Raw genomic sequence first — 20,267 nt, forward strand, 5'->3', positions numbered from 1 at the left:
CGGTCATTTCTTCGTTTCATTTTTATCGATGTAAAATTGGCCATCTATGTACCCACAAATCGAAATCTCCTTTATCTTCGTTTCTCCCAGTTTTTTCAACTGGTGCCGGAGCCAAAAATGATTTTTGCCAATTCTATCGAGATTCCTCTCCTGTATCTCCCCGTCAATTATAAGGGGATAAGGTGTTTCCTTGGTTTCTGACCTTTTGCCTTTGGTATTCTTGATGATCGAAAGCTTCCCGGTAGATTCGAGGATTGCGAATTGCACCTCATTTAAATCATTAATTCCCTGTTCTCGCAGCTGGGTCAATAAATCATCGAAAGTATATCGTTGCTTGCGCATCGCTTTTTCATCTATTTTCCCTTGATTGATGATGATTTGCGGCGTACCATCCACGATGTTTCGAAATCTAATGCTTTTCAATGAAATGAAAGCCAATATTATTTGGATGAAAGCAAGAACGAACATTGGAATGATTTGCCTGAAAAATGGTCTATCCAAATCTTCAAAGGATAGGACGGCAATGTCCCCGATCATGATGGATACCACTAAATCAAGAATGCTCAATTCCCCAACTTCCCGCTTACCCATCATTCGAAAAAGGATTAAGATGACCAGATAGATCACTGTTGTCCTAAAAATAATAGCCAGGATATCCACTTCAATACCACATCCTTCATCCATAGCATGGCTTGGGAACTAAAAAATTACTCCATAATCTTTTCTTATTTTGCGGGAAGCTTCTTAAACCTGGTCTAAAGGTTCGATACGGGGAATATGCTTGTACAAACACATAAACAGGCTATACGTATCAGCCTTGTAAAAAGGAGGAATACCCATCGAAACTAAAAAAATGAGTGTCGCCGTAATTTATGGCGTAGGCTCCATCTTTGCAATAGCGATGATTGCAAGTTTAATCGTTTCCATCCTTCTTCGTTTTACTTCACTGACGGAATCATCCCTGACATACGTGGTCATGATCGTGTCCTTTTTATCGCTTTTCATTGGTGGATTCATTTCAGGAGGCAAAGGGAAAAAGCAAGGACTACTCTTGGGCGGAAGCACTGGGCTGCTTTATCTGTTGGTCGTGTTCCTTTTTCAATATTTAGGCCACGATGCACTTTTCACCATCAAGCAATGGATATACTATGGCTGTTTTGTGATTACGGCCATGATGGGCGGCGTGCTTGGGGTCAACATGAGTTCCGACTCCCGCACCGATTAAAAAACACAGCAAAAAACCGGGCACATGGCCCGGTTTTCGTTTGTATTATACGGATACTTCTTTATTCGGTGCGCTTTCCGTAATTTCACGGATTGCTGCACGGTCAAAAGTCAGTTTTGTGCCGTCTGGTGATTTAATGACGATTTTCAGGTCATCGATTGCATCGATTGTTCCGTGCATGCCGCCGATAGTAGCAACTTTATCACCTTTTTTCAAACTGCTTTGCATGCTTTGCGTAGCCTTTTGGCGTTTTTGCTGCGGGCGGATCAATAAGAAATAGAACAATACGAACATTAAAATCAACGGAAGTATTTGTGTTAAAGAACCCATTTTATATATTCACTCCTTTCATTCATTAAAATATTTATGGAATTAGAAGTTTCTCGCATTTGGTTCATTGAAACCATACTGCTCAAAAAACTCTTCCCTAAAGTCTCCAAGACGATCTTCTCGAATAGCTTGTCTGACCTGTTCCATCAAGTTTAACAGAAAATGAAGATTATGGTAAGTCGTAAGACGAATCCCAAAGGTTTCTTCACATTTAATCAAATGGCGGATATATGCCCGGCTATAATTCTTGCATACATGGCAATCGCAATTTTCATCGATTGGACCGAAATCGCGTGCATACTTCGCATTTTTCACAACCAGCCGCCCATTGCTCGTCATGAGCGTACCATTACGCGCAATTCGCGTCGGCAGTACACAGTCAAACATATCGATACCGCGGAGTGCACCATCGATCAATGAGTCCGGTGAACCGACCCCCATAAGGTAACGCGGTTTGTCAGTTGGCAAAAGCGGACTTGTAAACTCAAGTACGCGGTTCATGATATCCTTCGGTTCCCCTACGGATAGTCCTCCAATAGCATAACCCGGGAAGTCAAGGGAGACAAGGTCTTTTGCACTTTGTTTGCGAAGGTTTTCAAACTCCCCGCCTTGAACGATTCCGAACAGCCCTTGGTCATTTGGGCGCTCATGTGCATTTAAACAGCGTTCCGCCCAGCGCGATGTCCGTTCTACAGACTTCTTCATATACTCTTCAGTCGCCGGAAATGGCGGACATTCATCAAATGCCATCATAATATCGGAGCCAAGCGCATTTTGTATTTCCATCGCTTTTTCCGGAGATAAGAATAATTTATCGCCATTCAGATGGTTCCTGAAATGCACGCCCTCTTCTTCAATTTTGCGGAACTCGCTCAAACTGAAGACTTGAAAGCCGCCTGAGTCGGTCAAAATCGCCCGATCCCAGTTCATGAACTTATGCAATCCGCCAGCTTCCTTGATGATTTCATGCCCCGGACGCAACCATAGGTGGTACGTATTGCTCAGGATGATGCCTGCCCCCATTTGTTTCAAATCTTCCGGGGACATCGTTTTGACAGTTGCCATCGTTCCAACCGGCATAAATGCCGGCGTTTCAAAAGAACCATGCGGCGTATGGACCCGGCCTAGCCTTGCCCCTGTCTGTTTACATGTTTTGATTAACTCATATCGTATTGCAGTCAACGCAATAACTCCCTTCAAGAGCTTCACACTCTTATATTACTTAATTAACATTGCATCTCCAAAACTAAAGAACCTGTATTTTTCTTCCACAGCCGTTTCATAGGCATGAAGAACATGCTCCCTGCCTGCAAGTGCAGAAATAAGCATGATTAAAGTCGATTTGGGCAAATGGAAGTTCGTTATCATCGCATCGATCCCTTTGAACTCATAACCAGGATAAATGAAGATGCTCGTCCAGCCGTTCTCTTCCTTGAAAACCCCATCATTGCGGGACGCAATCGTTTCCAATGTCCTTGTGGACGTTGTGCCGACCGTAATGATTTTCCCGCCTTTACCTTTCACATCATTCAGCAATCTGGCTGTGCCTTCCGTCATTTGATAAAATTCCGAATGCATTTCGTGGCTGTCAATATCGTCGACACTTACTGGACGGAATGTACCAAGTCCAACATGCAGCGTAATGAAGGCGATGTGGACACCCATCCCTTTAAGTTTCTCAAGTAAGTCCTCCGTAAAATGCAGGCCAGCGGTAGGTGCCGCTGCAGATCCACGTTCACGCGCATATACCGTTTGATAGCGATCCTGGTCGTCGAGCTGTTCCTTGATGTATGGAGGTAACGGCATTTCGCCAAGCTTCTCCAGTATTTCATAAAATATGCCGTCATATTTAAATTCAAGGATCCTTCCGCCATGCTCGAGCACGCCTGTACAGACGGCACTCAGCTTACCATCGCCAAAAACGATTGTCGAGCCTTCTTTAATCCGTTTAGCCGGCTTCACAAGCGTTTCCCATACATCATCATGCTCTTGCTTAAGCAGCAATACTTCGATTTTTGCACCGGTTCCTTCTTTACTGCCGTATAGTCGGGCCGGAAGCACCTTCGTATCATTCAACACCAGGCAATCTCCCGGTTTGATATATTCCGTGATATGGCTGAATACATCATGCTGAAGCTTACCGGTTTCCTTGTCCAGCACCATCAATCTACTAGCTTCCCTATCCTCCAAAGGAACTTGGGCAATCAGTTCCTCCGGTAAATGAAAATCAAACATATCCAATTTCATCTGTTCCACTTCCTTACGTGTCTATCAAGCTGTAATCATTATTTAAAACGGCCGATCAAATAAAAAATGGCGGACAACACAACACTGACGATGATTGATGTAACGATAGGAAAGTAAAACGTCGTATTCCCCTTTTTCAGAAAAATATCTCCCGGCAGCCTGCCGAGATGAATATATTTCATCGCAAAACCAATCACGAATATGATCGCACCAAGAATCATAACCATCTTTGGTATATTCATCATTCAGGCATCTCCATGCCGAAATGCTCATAAACCAGCTGTGTTGCCATCCGGCCTCTTGGGGTACGCTGAAGAAAACCGACTTGTAACAGATATGGTTCATACACATCTTCGATCGTATGTGCCTCTTCGCCAATCGTTGCCGCAATCGTTTCCAGACCCACTGGTCCGCCACGGAATTTTTCAATGATCCCTTTAAGTAATTTATGGTCAATATGATCGAGTCCTAAACGGTCGACCTGCATTAATTCAAGCGCATAATCGGCAAGCTCGGCCGTTATCGTACCATCACCGCGCACCTGGGCGAAATCCCGGACCCTCCGTAAAAGCCGATTGGCAATTCTCGGGGTGCCCCTTGACCTTCTTGCAAGCTCGGCTGCTGCTTGATCATCCATTTCCGTATCCATGATTCTTGCTGTACGGATGATGATATCAGTCAAATGGTTTTCCGTATAGTATTCAAGACGGCTCAAAACGCCAAAACGGTCCCTGAGCGGTGCAGACAATGAGCCTGCACGTGTCGTGGCCCCTACTAGGGTGAACGGCGGCAAGTCAATCCTGATCGAACGGGCTTCCGGTCCCTTACCAACTACAATATCCAGACAGAAATCCTCCATAGCCGGATATAGCACTTCTTCAACGACACGCGGAAGACGGTGAATCTCATCGATGAACAATACATCACCTGGTTCAAGTGCACTCAAAATGGCCGCCAGATCTCCCGGCCGCTCAATGGCGGGACCGGAAGTCGTGCGGATATTTACACCCATTTCATTGGCGATGATGACGGCAAGCGTCGTCTTTCCAAGACCAGGCGGTCCATATAAAAGTACATGATCGAGCGTTTCTTCACGCATCCTAGCCGCTTCGATGTATACACTTAAATTCGCTTTCACTTTATCCTGTCCGATATATTGCTTTAAGTTTTGCGGCCGCAGGCTTTGTTCAAAGGACAGTTCGTTCAAATCGGCTTCCTGATTGAATATTCTCTCCTCCATTGCGCCACTCCTTATCTTAACATCATTTGCAATGCTTTCTTAATATATTGCTCGGTCGTCATATCTTCAGGCTGCAATTTCTTGGCAACCTTTTGGATTTCCTTTTCAGAATAACCAAGAGCCTTCAATGCAAGAATGGCTTCATCCAATTCCTCCGTATATCCATTTGGACTGAGTTCAGCCGTTACGCCTTCGTTAAACAAGCTTGGAAACGCATCCGGAATGATGTTCTCAAGTTTCCCTTTTAAATCGAGAATCATCTGCCGTGCCGTTTTCTTTCCGACTCCCGGGAATTTCACCAAAAACGATTCATCTTCATTTTCGATCGCCTGTACCACCTGATCAACCTGGCCTGAAGCCAATATGGCTAGCGCACCCTTCGGCCCGATTCCCGTTACATTCAATAATTTTGTGAATAACGCCTTTTCTTGACGAGTCTGAAACCCGTATAATGCGGCCATATCCTCACGAACATAATGATACAAGAAAACTTGTATTTCTTTCTGGTATTGAGCGGAAAAAATAAAAGGATTCGGTGTCATCACTTGATATCCGATCCCCCCATTTTCCACGACTATGTATTCAGGCCCAATATAATCGACCTTGCCTTTTATATAATCATACAAATTAATTCTCTCCCTGATTTTGCTGTACCTCTCATTTTATCATAAAAAGGGGGTGTTGTTCATTAAAAGTTATTTAGTAGCCGCAAAGACTTTTACAATGGAGGATATCCCGTTTCATTACATTTTGGGTATTATCCCTTCCTACAGTTTGTAGACAAATGGGGTTCTATCTAAATTTTATACAAGGTGATTGGAACGGGTGTACTGGACTCGTGCGGGAAAGCGAGTGCCTGGAGGCAACGTCCAAATGGTACAAACACTAAAAAACTGTAGACAAACCCTATTTTCATCGAGTTTATCTACAGTCTGAAGGATGGGTGCCATCCCATCCTAGTTCACCGAATATGGTTCATACTCTTTAATGAGCTGTTTATATTGGTCTTTATTCATGATCGGAATCCCTTTTTGCAGTTCCTCCTGCTTGTATGCTTCAAGTTTACCAACGTCTATTTGGTAGAAAGTATGAATGATCTTCGCGTGCTCGGGCCTTCCGATAAAAATGGATAGCGTACCATCTTCCCTCATCCCAAGGTAACCATTCGCTTTTAAAAGCGGGGATATGTCATTTTCAATTTTCTTCATGACAATCTGCTCTTCATTTTGATCGACCACTTTCCATCCTTCATATTTTGACCAAAAATCCTCCATCGACCAAATTGTTTCTGTCAATTTCTCTTCACTTAACTCGCCATCCAGATACATACGCTGAAGAATGACCTTCCTTTCAATAGGATCATTTTCCTTTTGAACGGTATCTTCGGCAAAAACGGTTAAGCAAAATGGCAATATGAAAAGCGTCATGAAAAATTGGATTCTAAGTTGATTAATCAATATATTCACCTCTTAAGGCGTTTACTTTTTATGTAGTTTGACCCCAAATAAGGATTATTAACCAGAAAAAAATCAAAAAGAGCTGACTCCATATCGGGTCAGCCCACTAATTATTTCAAGTGATTTTCGTGAATGTTAAGATTATCGAACAAGTCATTGGCATCCAAAATGATCATTTCCCGCGTATCGCCATCCCGAAGATTGTTATCAAGTGTCATCGTCCTGAAATAGACACCTTCATCGGTGGTTACATATAGGGTACGGCCATTGGTAAGGGGGCCGATTTCCTTTTTGATTCTTTCTTTAACATCTTTTGCTTGGCTGTAGTCATCAAGCCGTAGTGCTACCAACATTTCATCTTTCATGATGATTGTCCTGGCATCGATGACCGGCTCCACTTTCTTGGCGATTCCATTTACTTTATCGGCAAAAGCGCCTTCATAAGAATTATAATAAGATGATTTTGCCTTAAGCGGTTTACTTTCATGTCCATGGTAGTTACGGTCACTCTTACTGTACGCATCATCTTTATCGTATAAACCTTGCACCATATTCTCATAATTGATGTTTCGTACCAATGCATCTTTTTCACGGTACCCTGTATCATTCGTGATATTTTCATTTTCCGCTGTATCATTATTAGCACATCCAACCAAACTGACGGCGGCCAATACCGTACAAAGCGGAAGTGCCCATTTTATTTTCTGCACCAATAACCCTCCCATTGCAAAAGAATGAGCTATATTTCGCTCATAATTAGCATGGGTGTCGAACAGGAAATGTACTCTGTAAGATACGGCCAAAAATCCGTTTTAATTCCTATTAAGGGAAGAAATCCTTTCGGCCAATTTTTCATTCATCTCCATCCGCTCTGAAAAACCTTCCACGGTCATTTTCCAGACCGAATGAAGCTGGGAAGAACTTTTATTAAGACGATTCCATTCACGGAAAATATCGGTAGGATAAGTTAAAGCATATAAAAAGGCCAGGTCTGACTGGTACCTTTGCAATTGCGGAACTTCCCACAGTTCGGTGGCCGCATCTTCCAAATGAGGCAAAATACGATTTGCATACTGTAAATAATCAATGCACCTCGGTGCATTCGCCATTAGGTCAAAATCGATTAACGTCAAAGTGCCGTCCGCTCTCCGCAGGAAATTATGGTGGGCACAATCACCATGAATGATGACTTTCTTTTCCTTATTCCATAAAGACTGATTTTTATCAAACCCCTCCAGCGACCATTCACCCCATCTAATCCATTCCTTGATAATATCTTCGGAAACATATTGGCGAACATATGAAAAGTTCTTTTTAAATAGTGATAAGCGTTCTTTCCACTTTTTTGATTGATTGAACACAGGGGCGTTAATGGAGATATGTTCCGACACATCATGGAAGCTTTCCAGTAACTGAATGCCCTCTAAGCGGTCCTTATGTTTGGAGTATCTGAATTTTTTCTTACTCGGCGGAAAATAGTCCATACTGCCATACCATTTCCCTTTAAATTGAAAGGGCATTAAATTCTGATGAATATAATAAGTTTGATGAAATCCCTTTTGTTTTAATAACGAAGTCAATTCCCTTTGCCGATCCCATTTTTCAAAACTGTCGAAGCCTTTAAGGATCATAGGATGACCCTTTTCAAAAGTTAATAAATAGACACTGCTTTGAATATGGTGGACATTCTTTGGCTTACGATTTAAATAAGATAGGAGACGAGTGTTAAAAACACTGTCTCCTTGATAATTAGTAGTCATCGCTTTCATCTACATATGTCGGTATCCCAAATGTTTCAGGCGCACGAACTCCCCCGAATTGGCCTGGCTGGCCTCCCATTTGTCCCGGTAACATAGCTTCCGGCTGACCACCAAGCTGACCGCGCATCATGTCTGGCTGACCACCAAATTGTCCCGGCATCATTCCTGGCTGACCTCCATTTTGGCCGCCCATCATCATGTCCGGCTGACCACCAAATTGTCTTGGCATCATACCTGGCTGCCCTCCATTTTGGCCGCCCATCATCATGTCCGGCTGACCACCAAATTGTCCCGGCATCATTCCTGGCTGACCTCCATTTTGACCGCCCATCATCATGTCCGGCTGACCACCAAATTGTCCCGGCATCATTCCTGGCTGACCTCCATTTTGACCGCCCATCATCATGTCCGGCTGACCACCAAATTGTCCCGGCATCATCCCTGGGTGATCTCCATTTTGACCGCCCATCATCCCTGGCTGGCCTCCGTTTTGGCCGCCCATCATCCCTGGCTGACCTCCGTTTTGACCGCCCATCATCATGTCCGGCTGACCACCAAATTGTCCCGGCATCATTCCTGGCTGCCCTCCATTTTGACCGCCCATCATCATGTCCGGCTGACCACCAAATTGTCCCGGCATCATTCCTGGCTGGCTTCCGTTTTGACCACCCATCATCCCTGGTTGGCCTCCGTTTTGGCCGAACATCATCCCTGGCTGGCCTCCGTTTTGGCCGAACATCATTCCTGGCTGACCTCCGTTTTGACCGCCCATCATCATTCCCGGCTGGCCTGGGTTTTTACCACCCATCATCCCTGGCTGACCTCCGTTTTGGCCGAACATCATCCCTGGCTGGCCTGGGTTTTGACCGCCCATCATTCCTGGCTGGCCTCCGTTTTGGCCGAACATCATTCCTGGCTGACCTCCGTTTTGGCCGAACATCATTCCTGGCTGGCCTGGGTTCTGACCACCCATCATTCCTGGCTGGCCTGGGTTCTGACCGTCCATCATCATTCCTGGCTGGCCTCCGTTTTGGCCGCCCACCATTCCTGGCTGGCCTGGGTTTTGACCGCCCATCATCATTCCTGGCTGGCCTCCGTTTTGACTGCCCATCATCATTCCTGGCTGGCCTGGGTTTTGACCGCCCATCATCATGAATCCGTATGATTCTTCTGACTCATCATCATATTGGAATGGCATCTCCATTCCCATTTGAGACTCTTTCGGTGACATCCCTGGATATTGGGCCTGTTGCTGTGATTGAACGGATTGATATTGGTGATAATCAGGATGGTGTTGTGCATTGGCATCCATTTGTTGATTTCCTTGATATTGCCCCTTCACTCCCGGCCCATAAGTTCCAAGTAACCCCTTATTACAGCCGCAATCCTCCTCATCCTCACCGGCAGTCTGGGAATAATGCTGAGGGAAGTTTTGATTGTATGAAGAAGGCGATTCGCCTGGTGACTCATAATCTTGTTGCATATATGAACCTGCTGCTTGAGGTTGTTGATTCATCCCTCCATAATAATGGTGCGGAACCGGTGCGGAGGCTTGATATGGATAATGTTGCTGGTTTGTTGCATTCATGCTCGCCCCTTGGACGAATTCTTGATCCATCATTTGCATGTCAGGAGATTCTCCCCAAGCATCAGAGCTCTCTTCCATCATTTGATAACCTTGTATTTCCGGAGCCGCCTGATACCCTTGTGCGCCTTGATATGGTGCTTGCATGCCTTGCATTTGCGCCCATGGTGGCGGCTGAATACAATAACCGCTTCCAGGTAAGATTGGCGTTACTGGAATACAATCATCCACCGGCTCACTATATTCAGCTGGCTGTACAGCTGGCTTTTTCTTCTTCTTTTTGGTTACTGCAGGCTCTTCTTTTTTCTTTGGTAAAGGTGGTGGTGCTGGAGGCTTTTGCACACTCATATTGGTCATGTTGACCATATAATAATTATTGATGTCGATCTCCGGAATCACCGGCATGGGTACCGGCACTTCTTTTGGAACGATTACTTGCTTTTCTTTAATGATTGGCTTTGGCTGAACGATCTGCTGCTCTTTCTTAACTGGCTGTGGAACGACCTGCTGCTCTTTTATTGGTTTTTGAATGATTGGTTGCTCTTTTACTGGCTGTTGAAATTTCGGCTGTTCTTTAACGGCCGGTTTTTGCATATTTTGCTGCTCTTTCATAGGTGCTGACTGAGGCTGGAACTGTGGAATTTGGGATTCTTTCATTCCCGGCTGAATATTCACGTTTGGTTTACCCGTATCTTTTATTACAGCTCCGGATGTCCCAGGTATTTTAATTTTCATTCCGGGCATCATCATGTCCGGGTTGCTCAATTGCGCGTTAACTTTTTTAAGTTCTTCAAAACTGACGCCGTATTTTTTGGCGAGTTTCCAAAGTGTATCGCCTTTTTGGACTATATGAATTTTCACGCTGCTAACCCCTCCTGTGCATATGTCCATATATTCTATGAAGCAGTGGGTGAATTGCTATTATTTTTATCATGAAAACTTATGCGTGAAAAATGACTTTTATGATTCGATCAATGATTTAGGTACATGGAAGGTACTATTTTGGAGAGGAAATATGATGGGCCATCTCGAAAAAGGAAATTCCCCCCTTTGAATTCCATTCCTGAATCGCTTCTTTCAGGCTTCTGTCTAAACTCAGGGAAATCCGGGTATAAGAAAAAGTAAATGACCTAAGGCTTTGTCTTAAGGTACTAATTTTACATCCCTGGGGGTAATATTAATGAAATGGAAAGGCAGACAGGGCAGCTCGAACGTCGAGGACAAAAGAGGCATGAGCGGAAAAGGCATGGCCGGAATCGGCGGAGGGCTCGGATTGGTAATCGTCTTGATCGTGACGCTCCTTGGCGGTAATCCAAGCGAATTGCTAGGCAGCTTGAATTCCACTGAATCGAACAATGGCGGCTCATATGTCGAAACGGATGAAGAGAAGGAACTTGCGCAGTTCGTATCTGTCGTCCTTGCAGAAACGGAGCAGGTCTGGGCAGAGGAATTCCGTAAAAATGGACTGGAATATAAGGAACCGAACCTTGTCCTGTATTCGGGTAGTGTCGAATCGGCATGCGGGATGGCAGCTTCTTCGGTAGGGCCATTTTATTGTCCGGGTGACATGAAACTATATATTGATCTCAGCTTTTATCAAGAGTTAAAGCAAGAATTCCAGGCACCCGGGGATTTCGCCATGGCCTATGTCATTGCCCACGAAGTCGGACATCACGTTCAGACACTTTTAGGAACAACGGAAAAGGAAATGCCCGACCGTTCAAAAGTAAGCGAGACCGAATATAATAGGCTTTCTGTCCGTCTTGAATTACAGGCAGATTATTTGGCTGGAGTTTGGGCACATCATGTCCAAGGAGAGAATCTGCTTGAAGAAGGCGATCTTGAAGAAGCCTTGAATGCAGCAAGTGGTGTGGGGGATGACCGTATCCAAGAAAGGGCACAAGGGTACGTGGTGCCAGACAGCTTCACGCATGGTACTTCCCAACAGAGGAAACGGTGGTTCAATAAAGGATTTAAATCTGGTGATATGAATGAAGGCAATACTTTTAAAGCGAATAACCTTTAAACGTTCTTAGCTGTTTCGATTACATAAGGAAAAGGGGGTCAATCCCCCTTTTTCTTATGATCCAAAGTCTTTTTAGAAAGCACTGACTCAAACGCGCTCCAGCATTCTGTTTAATGCCAGGATGGCATTATCCGCAATGTTTTTCTCCACTTTTATCGGATTGATGATGATACCTTCTTCAATGGATTCAAGCGCCCATAGCAGGTGAGGCAGATCAATCCGGTTCATTGTTAGACATGGACACATATTCGGATTTAACGAGATGATGTTCTTGTCAGGATTATTGGCGATAAGTCGCTTGACAAGGTTCATTTCCGTACCGATTGCCCAAGAACTGCCTGGTTCGGCTTTTTCGATCATATTTATGATGTACGATGTCGACCCCGCATAATCTGACAGGGCGACTACCTCACGGCGACATTCGGGATGAACGATGATATTCATTTCAGGCTGCTCCGCTCTAAGCGTTTCAATATTCGCCGTAGTGAAATTTTCATGGACTGAACAATGTCCTTTCCAAAGAAGTACCTTTAGATCTTCCAGGTCCCCTTCATAGATCAATTCATCTTTATGCGGATCCCAGACAGCCATTTCATTCAATGGGATTCCAAGGTCAAAGGCGGTATTCCTCCCAAGATGCTGATCGGGAAGAAAAAGGATCCTTTCTTTTTGCGAGAGGGCCCACGAGACCATCCCTTGTGCATTGGAAGACGTCACCGTCGCCCCGCCATTTTTCCCTACAAAAGCTTTGATTGCCGCTGTGGAATTTACATAAGTTAGCGGAAGGATCGTATCGCCAAATAAATCCTGAAGCTTTGTCCACGCCCGTTCCGTTTGTTCAATATCCGCCATATCCGCCATGGAGCAGCCTGCACGCATGTCAGGAAGGATAACCGTCTGCCCTTCTTCCGTCAAAATATCTGCTGTTTCAGCCATGAAATGCACGCCACAGAACACGATATAATCCGCTTCGCGATTTTGCGCGGAAAGCTGGGCCAATTGAAGTGAATCCCCCGTTGAATCCGAAAATTGAATGACTTCCTCCCGTTGATAATGATGACCTGGAATATAAAGACGGTTCCCCAGTCGTTTCTTAATGTCAAGGACCCGATTCTCCATCTCTTCCTTTGTCATCGTTTTATACTTTTCAGGTAATGCATTTCCTGCTGTTTTAGCCATCTCCAATATGTTCATTTCAATATTCCCTCCCGCTCTTTGACCTTTGCGCTAATATCAAGTGCCCTGACACTGTGCGTCAAGCTGCCCAACGAAATATAATCTACCCCTGTTTCCCGATATGAGGCTAGATTGTCTAAATGGATCCCTCCAGAAGCTTCAGTTATGATGTGGGCGGGAACCAATTTAATCAGTTGCTTGATTTCTTCGGGGCTCCGGTTATCGAACATGATGATATCTGCACCGGCTTCCACTGCTTCAAGCACCTGTTGTGGTGATTCCGTTTCCACTTCCACTTTAGTGGTATGTCCCAGTTTGGATTTTACCGTTTGAACCGCTTTCGTTATGGACCCAGCGAAAGAAATATGATTGTCCTTTATCATGACTGCATCATACAAACCATACCGGTGATTGAATGCCCCGCCGGAACGAACCGCATATTTTTCAAGCATCCGCAGGCCTGGTGTAGTTTTCCTCGTATCACAAGCTCTCGTCTTCGTCCCCGCTAAAATCATGGCAGCTTTATGTGCCTGTGTCGCAATGCCGGACATGCGCTGCACTAAATTCAAAACGACCCGTTCCCCTTTTAACAGGGAGGCCATATCGCCGGTCATTTTAGCAAGCTGCTGTCCTTTTTCGAAAACTTCGCCATCTTGAAAAAACAGGGAAACCTCGATTTGCTCATCCAACAATGCAAATCCCGTCTTGATGACGTCTCCTCCACTAAAGACCCCGCCTTCTTTTGCGATGAATGTCAAAGTTCCTTGTTCACCTTGATCAAAAATCGTATCACTCGTTACATCGCATTCCCCTATATCTTCCATTAAAAATTGTTGCAGCATCTGCTTAAGCTTCAATATATTCATATAGTCGTCTCCCTTTCACTCGGTTTTTTACATCCGTGCATGCAAGGATAACCGAATTTTCAAGCCATTGGGCGTCATCTTCGTTAGGATAGTCACTGCGGAAATGACCGCCCCTGCTTTCCGTTCTGGTCAATGCTGATTCGGCAATCAGCCACGCCACGATGATGGCATTGATTTTCGTTATTTCTTGTATCGATAATGCCGTTACTTCCATATGCAGCAATTTTTCGATAGTAAATGTCTCAAGATAATCCTTCAGTCGAGTTAAACCAGCTTCATTCCGAACGATTCCCGCTTCGTTCATTAATTTTTCCTGCAATGTCGAGAGATCAGGTAGAAAGGAAATTTGACTGGAAATCTTGGACCGCCCTTTTTCTTCAGGTATCGACCTTGCCGGGACTTTAGCAAGGAAACGGCCAAGCGCATTTCCAAAAACCAATCCTTCGAGAAGGGAATTGCTTGCCAATCGGTTTGCACCATGTACACCAGTGCATGCCACTTCACCAACTGCATACAAAGAGGGTACAGAGGTTTGCCCCGATTCATCCACTTCAATTCCTCCCATTAGAAAATGGTTTCCTGGTGCAACCGGGATTTTCCCCATTTGAAGGTCCAGCCCGCTTTTTTCACATAATGTGCTCACTGTCGGAAAACGATTTTTAAAATCCTTTATCATCGAAATATCCAAAAATACCTTTTCACCGCGCTGCAAATAAGAAAAAATCGTCTGTGCAACAATATGCCTTGGTGCTAGATCCTTCAAGCTATGGACATCCTCCATGATCGGCGTTCCCATTTCCGTCACTAATCTCGCACCATCCCCGCGAACCGCTTCTGAAACCAGCCCTTTCGCTTTGCCATTTACAAAAAGCAGGGTCGGATGGAATTGTATGAATTCCATGTCACGAACTTTTGCACCGGCCTTGAATGCAAGTGCGATTCCATCACCTGAAACGGTTTGTGAATTTGATGTGAAATGGTATAGGGAACCACAGCCGCCTGTTGCCAAAACCGTCTGTTCCGCATGATAGGCAACAAGTTGCCCTGCCTTATCAAGTGTTTTGACACCTATGCACGAATCATCTTGCCCGATGATCAATTCCACTGCAGCAACATTCTCCATCACAGTAATCGATGATTGTTTCAAACGCCCTATAAGATGTTCCATCATGTACTTTCCTGTTGCATCACCGTGACTATGAAGGATTCTTCGTTCACTGTGGGCGCCCTCCATGCCAAGCAATAGAGTTCCGTCCTGGTCCTGGTCAAATCGCATACCCGAATCAATAAGTTCAGCTATAACCGAAGGTGCCTCTTCGACGAGTTTTTCCACTGCCTTCACCTTGTTATATCGCTGACCAGCTGCCAGCGTATCTTTTTTATGAAAGGATACTCGGTCACGATCAGATATTGCAGCAGCAATCCCGCCCTGGGCTAAATAAGAATTACCATGACGGATATTTGATTTTGTGATGAGTATCACATGCTTATGTTCACTTGCTTCCAATGCCGTTTTCAAGGCAGCAATCCCGCTGCCTATCACGATGATTTCCGCTTTTACCATTATTTCATTCCTCCTGTTTATGACAGGTGTCTTGACAACTATATTTACATATTATTAAACTATTATCAAGAGTTTTTTAAGATTAAAGGATGGAAGTGATTTCTTGATTTATTTGGATTACGCTGCTACAACTCCGATTGATGAGGAGGCTCTCGACGTATTCAGCCAAGCATCCCGGACGTTTTTCGGGAATGCGAGCAGTTTGCATGATATTGGCTCTGAAGCGGCACGTTTATTGGATATGTCACGGCAGCAACTCGCAGAAATGCTGAACATAAAAAAGGAAGGAATCATCTTTACGAGCGGCGGATCAGAAAGCAACATGCTTGCCATCGATACATTCATCGCTTCGAAACCAACCTGGCAGAACCACTTGATTGTAAGCCGAACCGAACATGCATCTCTTGCCAATTTCGTGGCAAAACTTGAACAAGAAGGATTCGAGGTTACTTATTTACAGCATTTGGAAGATGGCCGGGTTGATATTGAACATCTGCAGGAATGTATGTCGGAGAAAACATGCTTGGTCATTGTCCAGCATGTGAATTCGGAAATCGGGGTCATTCAACCCATTGAGCAAATAAGTGAAATCGTTCGAAAACACCAGGCTTTTTTTCATGTGGATTGTGTCCAATCATTTGCTAAATTACCGCTTGGGAAGATAGCTGCCTCATGTGATGGACTATCCATTTCCAGTCATAAAGTTTATGGTCCAAAAGGGATTGGTGCCGTCATTTTCCCGGCCATCCATCAGTTGAAGCCTTCGGTACCGAATATCACTCATGAATATGGTTTCAGACCAGGAACAGTGGACGTCCCCGGAATTGCTTCCTTCGTAACCGCTGCCAGGAAATTGGGGGATATCATGGAAGCTGAACGAAAGCGGATTTCCACACTTAGAATGCAATTGATCCAACGGCTAACGGAAAGGAAAATCGATTTTCAAATCATCGAAGCAAAAAACGCGCAATTGCCTCACATTCTGGCGCTGACCTTCGCTGGTTTGCAAGGACAGTACATCATGTTGGAATTAAACCAGAAAGGATTCGCCGTTTCGACGGGAAGCGCCTGTCAAATCGGTAAACAGGATCCTTCAAAAACGATGATGGCCATTGGGAAAAGCGAAGATGAAGCCCATCAATTCGTCCGCCTTTCCTTTGGCAAAAACACGACGGACGACGACATTCACAAGTTGGCGGACTGCATCGAAGGAATAGCTGCCATTCGATAAAACCCTCCAATCTGTGTTAGAATGTTTGTAATTAAAGAGGTGAATGTTAATGGAAAGAAAGAAATTACTCGGGGAAGAAAGACGGACGAAACTCTTACATTTATTGCAAACAAGCGCGGAGCCTGTAACGGGCAGCGAGCTTTCGCAGATAACGAATGTAAGCCGGCAGGTTATCGTTGGTGACATAACCCTACTGAAAGCGCGGAATGAACCTATCATTGCCACAAGCCAAGGCTATCTGTACTTACAAACGGGGAGCACGCAAAAGCCGGAAAGGATCATTGCTTGCCAACACGATCCTTCCCGGACCCAAGAAGAGCTATATTTACTTGTGGATATCGGCATCACGGTGAAAGATGTCAAAATCGAGCACCCCGTTTACGGCGACCTAACCGCTTCCATCATGGTCAGCAGCCGGAAGGAAGTCCAGCAATTCCTTTCAAGGGTGACGGCAACGAACGCATCTTTTTTATCGGAACTGACGAGCGGCATCCATCTCCATACACTGAGCGCAGCATCTGAAGATCTGCTCGACGAAGCGGAGTGTGCTTTAAGGGATGCCGGCATTTTAGTTGATTGATAACGCAAAATCCTCAAAAGCCATATCTTTTGAGGGTTTTTTCATTGGTCATCATGCTCATCCATCATCGGAATTGCTTTCATTTGAGCTGCCTTCCCCGGAGTTTTCTTCCTGGTTACTTCTCAACTGCCCGATAAGACTAATGACGGAACCGACCGCCTGAACCCAGCCTCCCGTCGCTTGGATTAATTCAGCATGAGATGGCTTCTCTTCCAAATCAGGATATTGATATTTTTGTAGTTCCTGCTCTTTTCCCTGCTCCTTATCTTGCTCTTCTTCCTTTTGATCCTTTTCTTGGTCTTTTTCTAGAACACTATTTTTAAGTTCCTCAATTCCGCCTATCGCTTGCATCGAATTCCCAATCGCCTGCAGCAAATTTCCCGTAGCATTGAAAGCCTGCTCCGGTTCATCCGGATTTTCGAATGCCCCGGCCAAAGCGGTACCTCCGCCCAACGCTTGGATCAAATTACCTTTGATGATCAATTCCTGTTTGGTTACTTCATCGAAATCAATGACTAATCCTAAGATAACCGTCGAATTTCCGATTGCTTGTAATTGGTTTCCAAATTTATCCAGTGACCAAGTTTCTTCTGCGTCCGCCAACAAGGCATTTCCTGTTGCTTGAAGTTCATTTCCAATCAAATCCAGGTTATTACGAAATTCTTCGTCCAAGACATCGGATGGTGTACCCGCTATAGCAGAAAGGACAGTTCCTATCGCTTGAATCCAAGAACCGAAAGTTTCTTTGAATTGATTATCCATCTCTGCTGACCACCACCCTCTCTCTGCATTTTTGATAAAAAAGGTGCTTCCATGATTCAGTCATCAACGTATGTATTACTGTTCCGATTTCAACAGACTGCCTAACGGGATTTACTTATTGTATTTGCGTTCATCACAATCGGTGTTTGTTCCCATCCAGAATCATAGGCTCTTTTTATCATGAAAAACTTCGTCCATCTTCCCCTAAATCGAAATATGAATGGCCTTCCTTCCTGCCTATTGCTATATATTTCATCTAATGACAGCCAACCATTTTAGGAACTTGTCACAAGGGTAATAAAAATCTTAACGAACACAAAAAATGCCCCGGAAATACTCCCGGGGCACCCTTCTTATTCATCATGTACAACTTCAGCTGAAATTGTACCATTTATCATTCATCGTTGCGGTACACCTGTTTGCACTTTAAAGCATGAATAGCTTCCCATGATCGAAACCGTACATCCTAAGGCCTCAAGCTCAGAGATCGCTCCTGGGATGAGAACATCATCAAGGGGCATTTCGATGTCGATGATGAAAAAGTAATTGCCCAATCCTGTTTTCATTGGTCTTGATTCAATCTTGGAAAGGTTAAGTTTCCTCCAGGAAAAAGCGGAAAGGACTTGGTGCAGCTGTCCTGAGTGGTCGGCAGGCAGCTGGATCATCAAGGTCGTTTTCTTGTCCCCTTCAACGGTCAAATGCCCTTCATAGTCGACTTCACTGTTGGATACGACGATAAACTTGGTGTGATTATGTTCATAATCGTGAATATTTTGTTTTACAATCGTCAAACCGTACTCTTCCGCAGCCATATCATTTGCAATCGCAGCAATATTGATATCGGGATTCTCCATCACCATCTTCGCAGCGGCTGCAGTGGATGTGACATACTCATATGGAATGCCCCTTAGCTCATTATGTAGAAATTTGCGGCATTGAGCTATGGCATGGGAATGCGAATAAACCATGTCAGGTTTGAAACCAGGATATGCATGATCCGGATGCACCATATAATGCTGTTGGATTGGAATCGTCACTTCGCCTTTCATCGGTAATGTGACTTCATGGACTAAATAATCCATCGTTATATTTACCGAACCCTCCAAAGCATTCTCGATCGGCACGAGCGCGTGATTCACTTCCCCGTCCCGAACAGCATCAAGGCAGTCCGGAATCGTGTTCATCGGTATTTTTATATCATTAGGAAATAGTCGCGATACAGCTAAATCCGTGAATGTTGCTTTTGGTCCAAGAAATGCAATTTTTGATGTCATATTATAAACTCCTTCTCACGGAAAATCTACTGTTTATGTTATGCCATTTTCTGATTTTTTACAATACTTAATCGTTAATTTCCTCTTACAAATGAAAACAGCCTGTAGACAAACTCAATAATAATTGAGGATGTCTACAGGCTGTTTTAGATTTTTAAAATTTGACCGTTGATTTCCACTCCAGGCACTCGCTTTCCACGGGCGGTCCTGGAGTCTCCTCGGCGCCATTGCGCCTGCGGGGTCTCCCTTGGACACGCTTTTCTAAGCAGGAGTCTCGTACCTTCCGTTCCAATCAACTTGGTTTTAACATTAAGATAGAACTCGCATGAAACGAATAGGCAAACTGTTCGTTCATCTCTTTATAACATAGTAGCAGCCACTCACAGAATCAGTTGGAAAGGTTTCGGAATGAGACGATTCCGAAACCTTTTTGTCTACAAACAAACAGCCTGTACATTTGAAATGTACAGGCTGTTTTCAAGCGCCGTTACCAATGATTTCGACTTTTTCGACGAACTCCATTTTACGCAGTTTAGTAAGCAGATCATCAATATCCATCGTCATCCCGCCCGTATTCAGGGATAGGGTGACATTTGCACGTCCCTGCAAAGGGATCGTTTGGTGGATGGTCATGATGTTGCAACCGGATGAGGCGACGAGCCGTAAGAGCTCCGATAGAGTACCAGAACGATCTTCGAGATAGAAGAACAGTGTAATCAGCTTTTCCTTAACAACTGTATGAAACGGAAAAACCGTGTCACGGTACTTGTAAAATGCACTCCTGCTTAGGTCCACTCGCTGTACCGCTTCCCAAACTGATTCTGCTTTTCCCCGTTCAATCATTTCTTTTGCATCCAGCGTTTTTTTCATCGCTTCGGGAAGGACATCCTCTCGAACGAGGAAAAATTTCTGATCGGCCTTATTCAAACTCCGCACGCCTCCTT

General features: G+C 44.6%; 21 protein-coding genes. 4 read left to right on the forward strand and 17 right to left on the reverse strand.

Annotated elements, in window-relative coordinates; genetic code table 11:
• Positions 1-3: 3 nt before the first annotated feature.
• Positions 4-684: a DUF421 domain-containing protein gene (locus QNH43_RS19160; protein WP_283915285.1), complete on the reverse strand. Its 681-nt coding sequence runs from the start codon at positions 682-684 to the stop codon at positions 4-6.
• A 169-nt stretch (positions 685-853) separates the two neighbouring features.
• On the opposite strand from QNH43_RS19160, the gene QNH43_RS19165 reads away from it, so the two are divergent.
• Positions 854-1,225 (forward strand): TIGR04086 family membrane protein, encoded by a 372-nt coding sequence (locus QNH43_RS19165; protein WP_283915286.1) that lies wholly within the window; start codon positions 854-856, stop codon positions 1,223-1,225.
• 45 nt (positions 1,226-1,270) lie between these two features.
• Here QNH43_RS19165 and yajC read toward each other — a convergent pair whose 3' ends face one another.
• From yajC to safA, 10 genes are all read right to left on the reverse strand, one after another.
• A complete protein-coding gene (gene yajC, locus QNH43_RS19170; protein WP_076365002.1) occupies positions 1,271-1,555 on the reverse strand; it encodes a preprotein translocase subunit YajC in 285 nt (94 codons plus the stop codon).
• Between the two features lie 42 nt (positions 1,556-1,597).
• Positions 1,598-2,737, reverse strand: a complete 1,140-nt coding sequence (gene tgt, locus QNH43_RS19175) for a tRNA guanosine(34) transglycosylase Tgt (protein ID WP_076365000.1) — start codon at positions 2,735-2,737, stop codon at positions 1,598-1,600.
• A 36-nt stretch (positions 2,738-2,773) separates the two neighbouring features.
• A complete protein-coding gene (gene queA, locus QNH43_RS19180) occupies positions 2,774-3,802 on the reverse strand; it encodes a tRNA preQ1(34) S-adenosylmethionine ribosyltransferase-isomerase QueA (protein ID WP_076364998.1) in 1,029 nt (342 codons plus the stop codon).
• 38 nt (positions 3,803-3,840) lie between these two features.
• Complete coding sequence (locus tag QNH43_RS19185; RefSeq protein ID WP_076364996.1) at positions 3,841-4,047, reverse strand: DUF2905 domain-containing protein; 207 nt, start codon at positions 4,045-4,047, stop codon at positions 3,841-3,843.
• Positions 4,044-5,042 carry a Holliday junction branch migration DNA helicase RuvB gene (gene ruvB / locus QNH43_RS19190; protein ID WP_034308811.1) on the reverse strand — a complete coding sequence of 333 codons (999 nt, stop codon included), beginning with the start codon at positions 5,040-5,042 and terminating at the stop codon, positions 4,044-4,046. Before ruvB ends, QNH43_RS19185 begins: the two co-directional genes overlap by 4 nt.
• An 11-nt stretch (positions 5,043-5,053) precedes the next feature.
• Entirely contained in the window at positions 5,054-5,668 is a 615-nt protein-coding gene (gene ruvA, locus QNH43_RS19195) for a Holliday junction branch migration protein RuvA (protein ID WP_283915287.1), read from the reverse strand.
• Between the two features lie 330 nt (positions 5,669-5,998).
• Entirely contained in the window at positions 5,999-6,499 is a 501-nt protein-coding gene (locus QNH43_RS19200) for an intercompartmental signaling factor BofC (RefSeq protein ID WP_076364992.1), read from the reverse strand.
• Between the two features lie 110 nt (positions 6,500-6,609).
• Entirely contained in the window at positions 6,610-7,209 is a 600-nt protein-coding gene (locus QNH43_RS19205) for a YhcN/YlaJ family sporulation lipoprotein (RefSeq protein ID WP_283915288.1), read from the reverse strand.
• A 102-nt stretch (positions 7,210-7,311) separates the two neighbouring features.
• On the reverse strand, positions 7,312-8,259 hold the full coding sequence (locus tag QNH43_RS19210; protein ID WP_283915289.1) for a phosphotransferase: 948 nt from the start codon (positions 8,257-8,259) through the stop codon (positions 7,312-7,314).
• Entirely contained in the window at positions 8,249-10,705 is a 2,457-nt protein-coding gene (gene safA, locus QNH43_RS19215; protein WP_283915290.1) for a SafA/ExsA family spore coat assembly protein, read from the reverse strand. Before safA ends, QNH43_RS19210 begins: the two co-directional genes overlap by 11 nt.
• 319 nt (positions 10,706-11,024) lie before the next feature.
• On the opposite strand from safA, the gene ypfJ reads away from it, so the two are divergent.
• Positions 11,025-11,870, forward strand: a complete 846-nt coding sequence (ypfJ, locus tag QNH43_RS19220; protein ID WP_283915291.1) for a KPN_02809 family neutral zinc metallopeptidase — start codon at positions 11,025-11,027, stop codon at positions 11,868-11,870.
• Between the two features lie 87 nt (positions 11,871-11,957).
• Here the strand turns inward: ypfJ and nadA are convergent, their stop codons facing one another.
• Genes nadA through nadB form a run of 3 tightly spaced genes read right to left on the reverse strand, consistent with a single transcriptional unit; the run spans position 11,958 to position 15,476 of the window.
• Positions 11,958-13,064: a quinolinate synthase NadA gene (gene nadA, locus QNH43_RS19225; RefSeq protein WP_076364982.1), complete on the reverse strand. Its 1,107-nt coding sequence runs from the start codon at positions 13,062-13,064 to the stop codon at positions 11,958-11,960.
• Complete coding sequence (nadC, locus tag QNH43_RS19230) at positions 13,061-13,912, reverse strand: carboxylating nicotinate-nucleotide diphosphorylase (protein ID WP_076364980.1); 852 nt, start codon at positions 13,910-13,912, stop codon at positions 13,061-13,063. Before nadC ends, nadA begins: the two co-directional genes overlap by 4 nt.
• Positions 13,893-15,476, reverse strand: a complete 1,584-nt coding sequence (nadB, locus tag QNH43_RS19235; protein WP_283915292.1) for an L-aspartate oxidase — start codon at positions 15,474-15,476, stop codon at positions 13,893-13,895. Before nadB ends, nadC begins: the two co-directional genes overlap by 20 nt.
• 103 nt (positions 15,477-15,579) lie before the next feature.
• Between nadB and QNH43_RS19240 the strand changes: the two genes are divergently transcribed.
• Positions 15,580-16,707: an IscS subfamily cysteine desulfurase gene (locus QNH43_RS19240; RefSeq protein ID WP_283915293.1), complete on the forward strand. Its 1,128-nt coding sequence runs from the start codon at positions 15,580-15,582 to the stop codon at positions 16,705-16,707.
• A 49-nt stretch (positions 16,708-16,756) separates the two neighbouring features.
• Positions 16,757-17,287: a transcription repressor NadR gene (locus QNH43_RS19245; RefSeq protein WP_434060131.1), complete on the forward strand. Its 531-nt coding sequence runs from the start codon at positions 16,757-16,759 to the stop codon at positions 17,285-17,287.
• A 57-nt stretch (positions 17,288-17,344) separates the two neighbouring features.
• On the opposite strand, the gene QNH43_RS19250 is transcribed toward QNH43_RS19245, so the two are convergent.
• From QNH43_RS19250 to QNH43_RS19260, 3 genes are all read right to left on the reverse strand, one after another.
• Positions 17,345-18,049, reverse strand: coding sequence for a DUF6944 family repetitive protein (locus tag QNH43_RS19250; RefSeq protein WP_283915295.1), 705 nt, complete (start codon positions 18,047-18,049; stop codon positions 17,345-17,347).
• A 398-nt stretch (positions 18,050-18,447) separates the two neighbouring features.
• Positions 18,448-19,323, reverse strand: coding sequence for a prephenate dehydratase (pheA, locus tag QNH43_RS19255; RefSeq protein WP_063232842.1), 876 nt, complete (start codon positions 19,321-19,323; stop codon positions 18,448-18,450).
• Positions 19,324-19,800: 477 nt separating this feature from the next.
• Positions 19,801-20,250: an ACT domain-containing protein gene (locus QNH43_RS19260; protein ID WP_076364968.1), complete on the reverse strand. Its 450-nt coding sequence runs from the start codon at positions 20,248-20,250 to the stop codon at positions 19,801-19,803.
• Positions 20,251-20,267 lie beyond the last annotated feature (17 nt).

The organism is Peribacillus simplex (assembly GCF_030123325.1).
Taxonomy (GTDB): Bacteria; Bacillota; Bacilli; order Bacillales; family DSM-1321; genus Peribacillus; species Peribacillus simplex_D.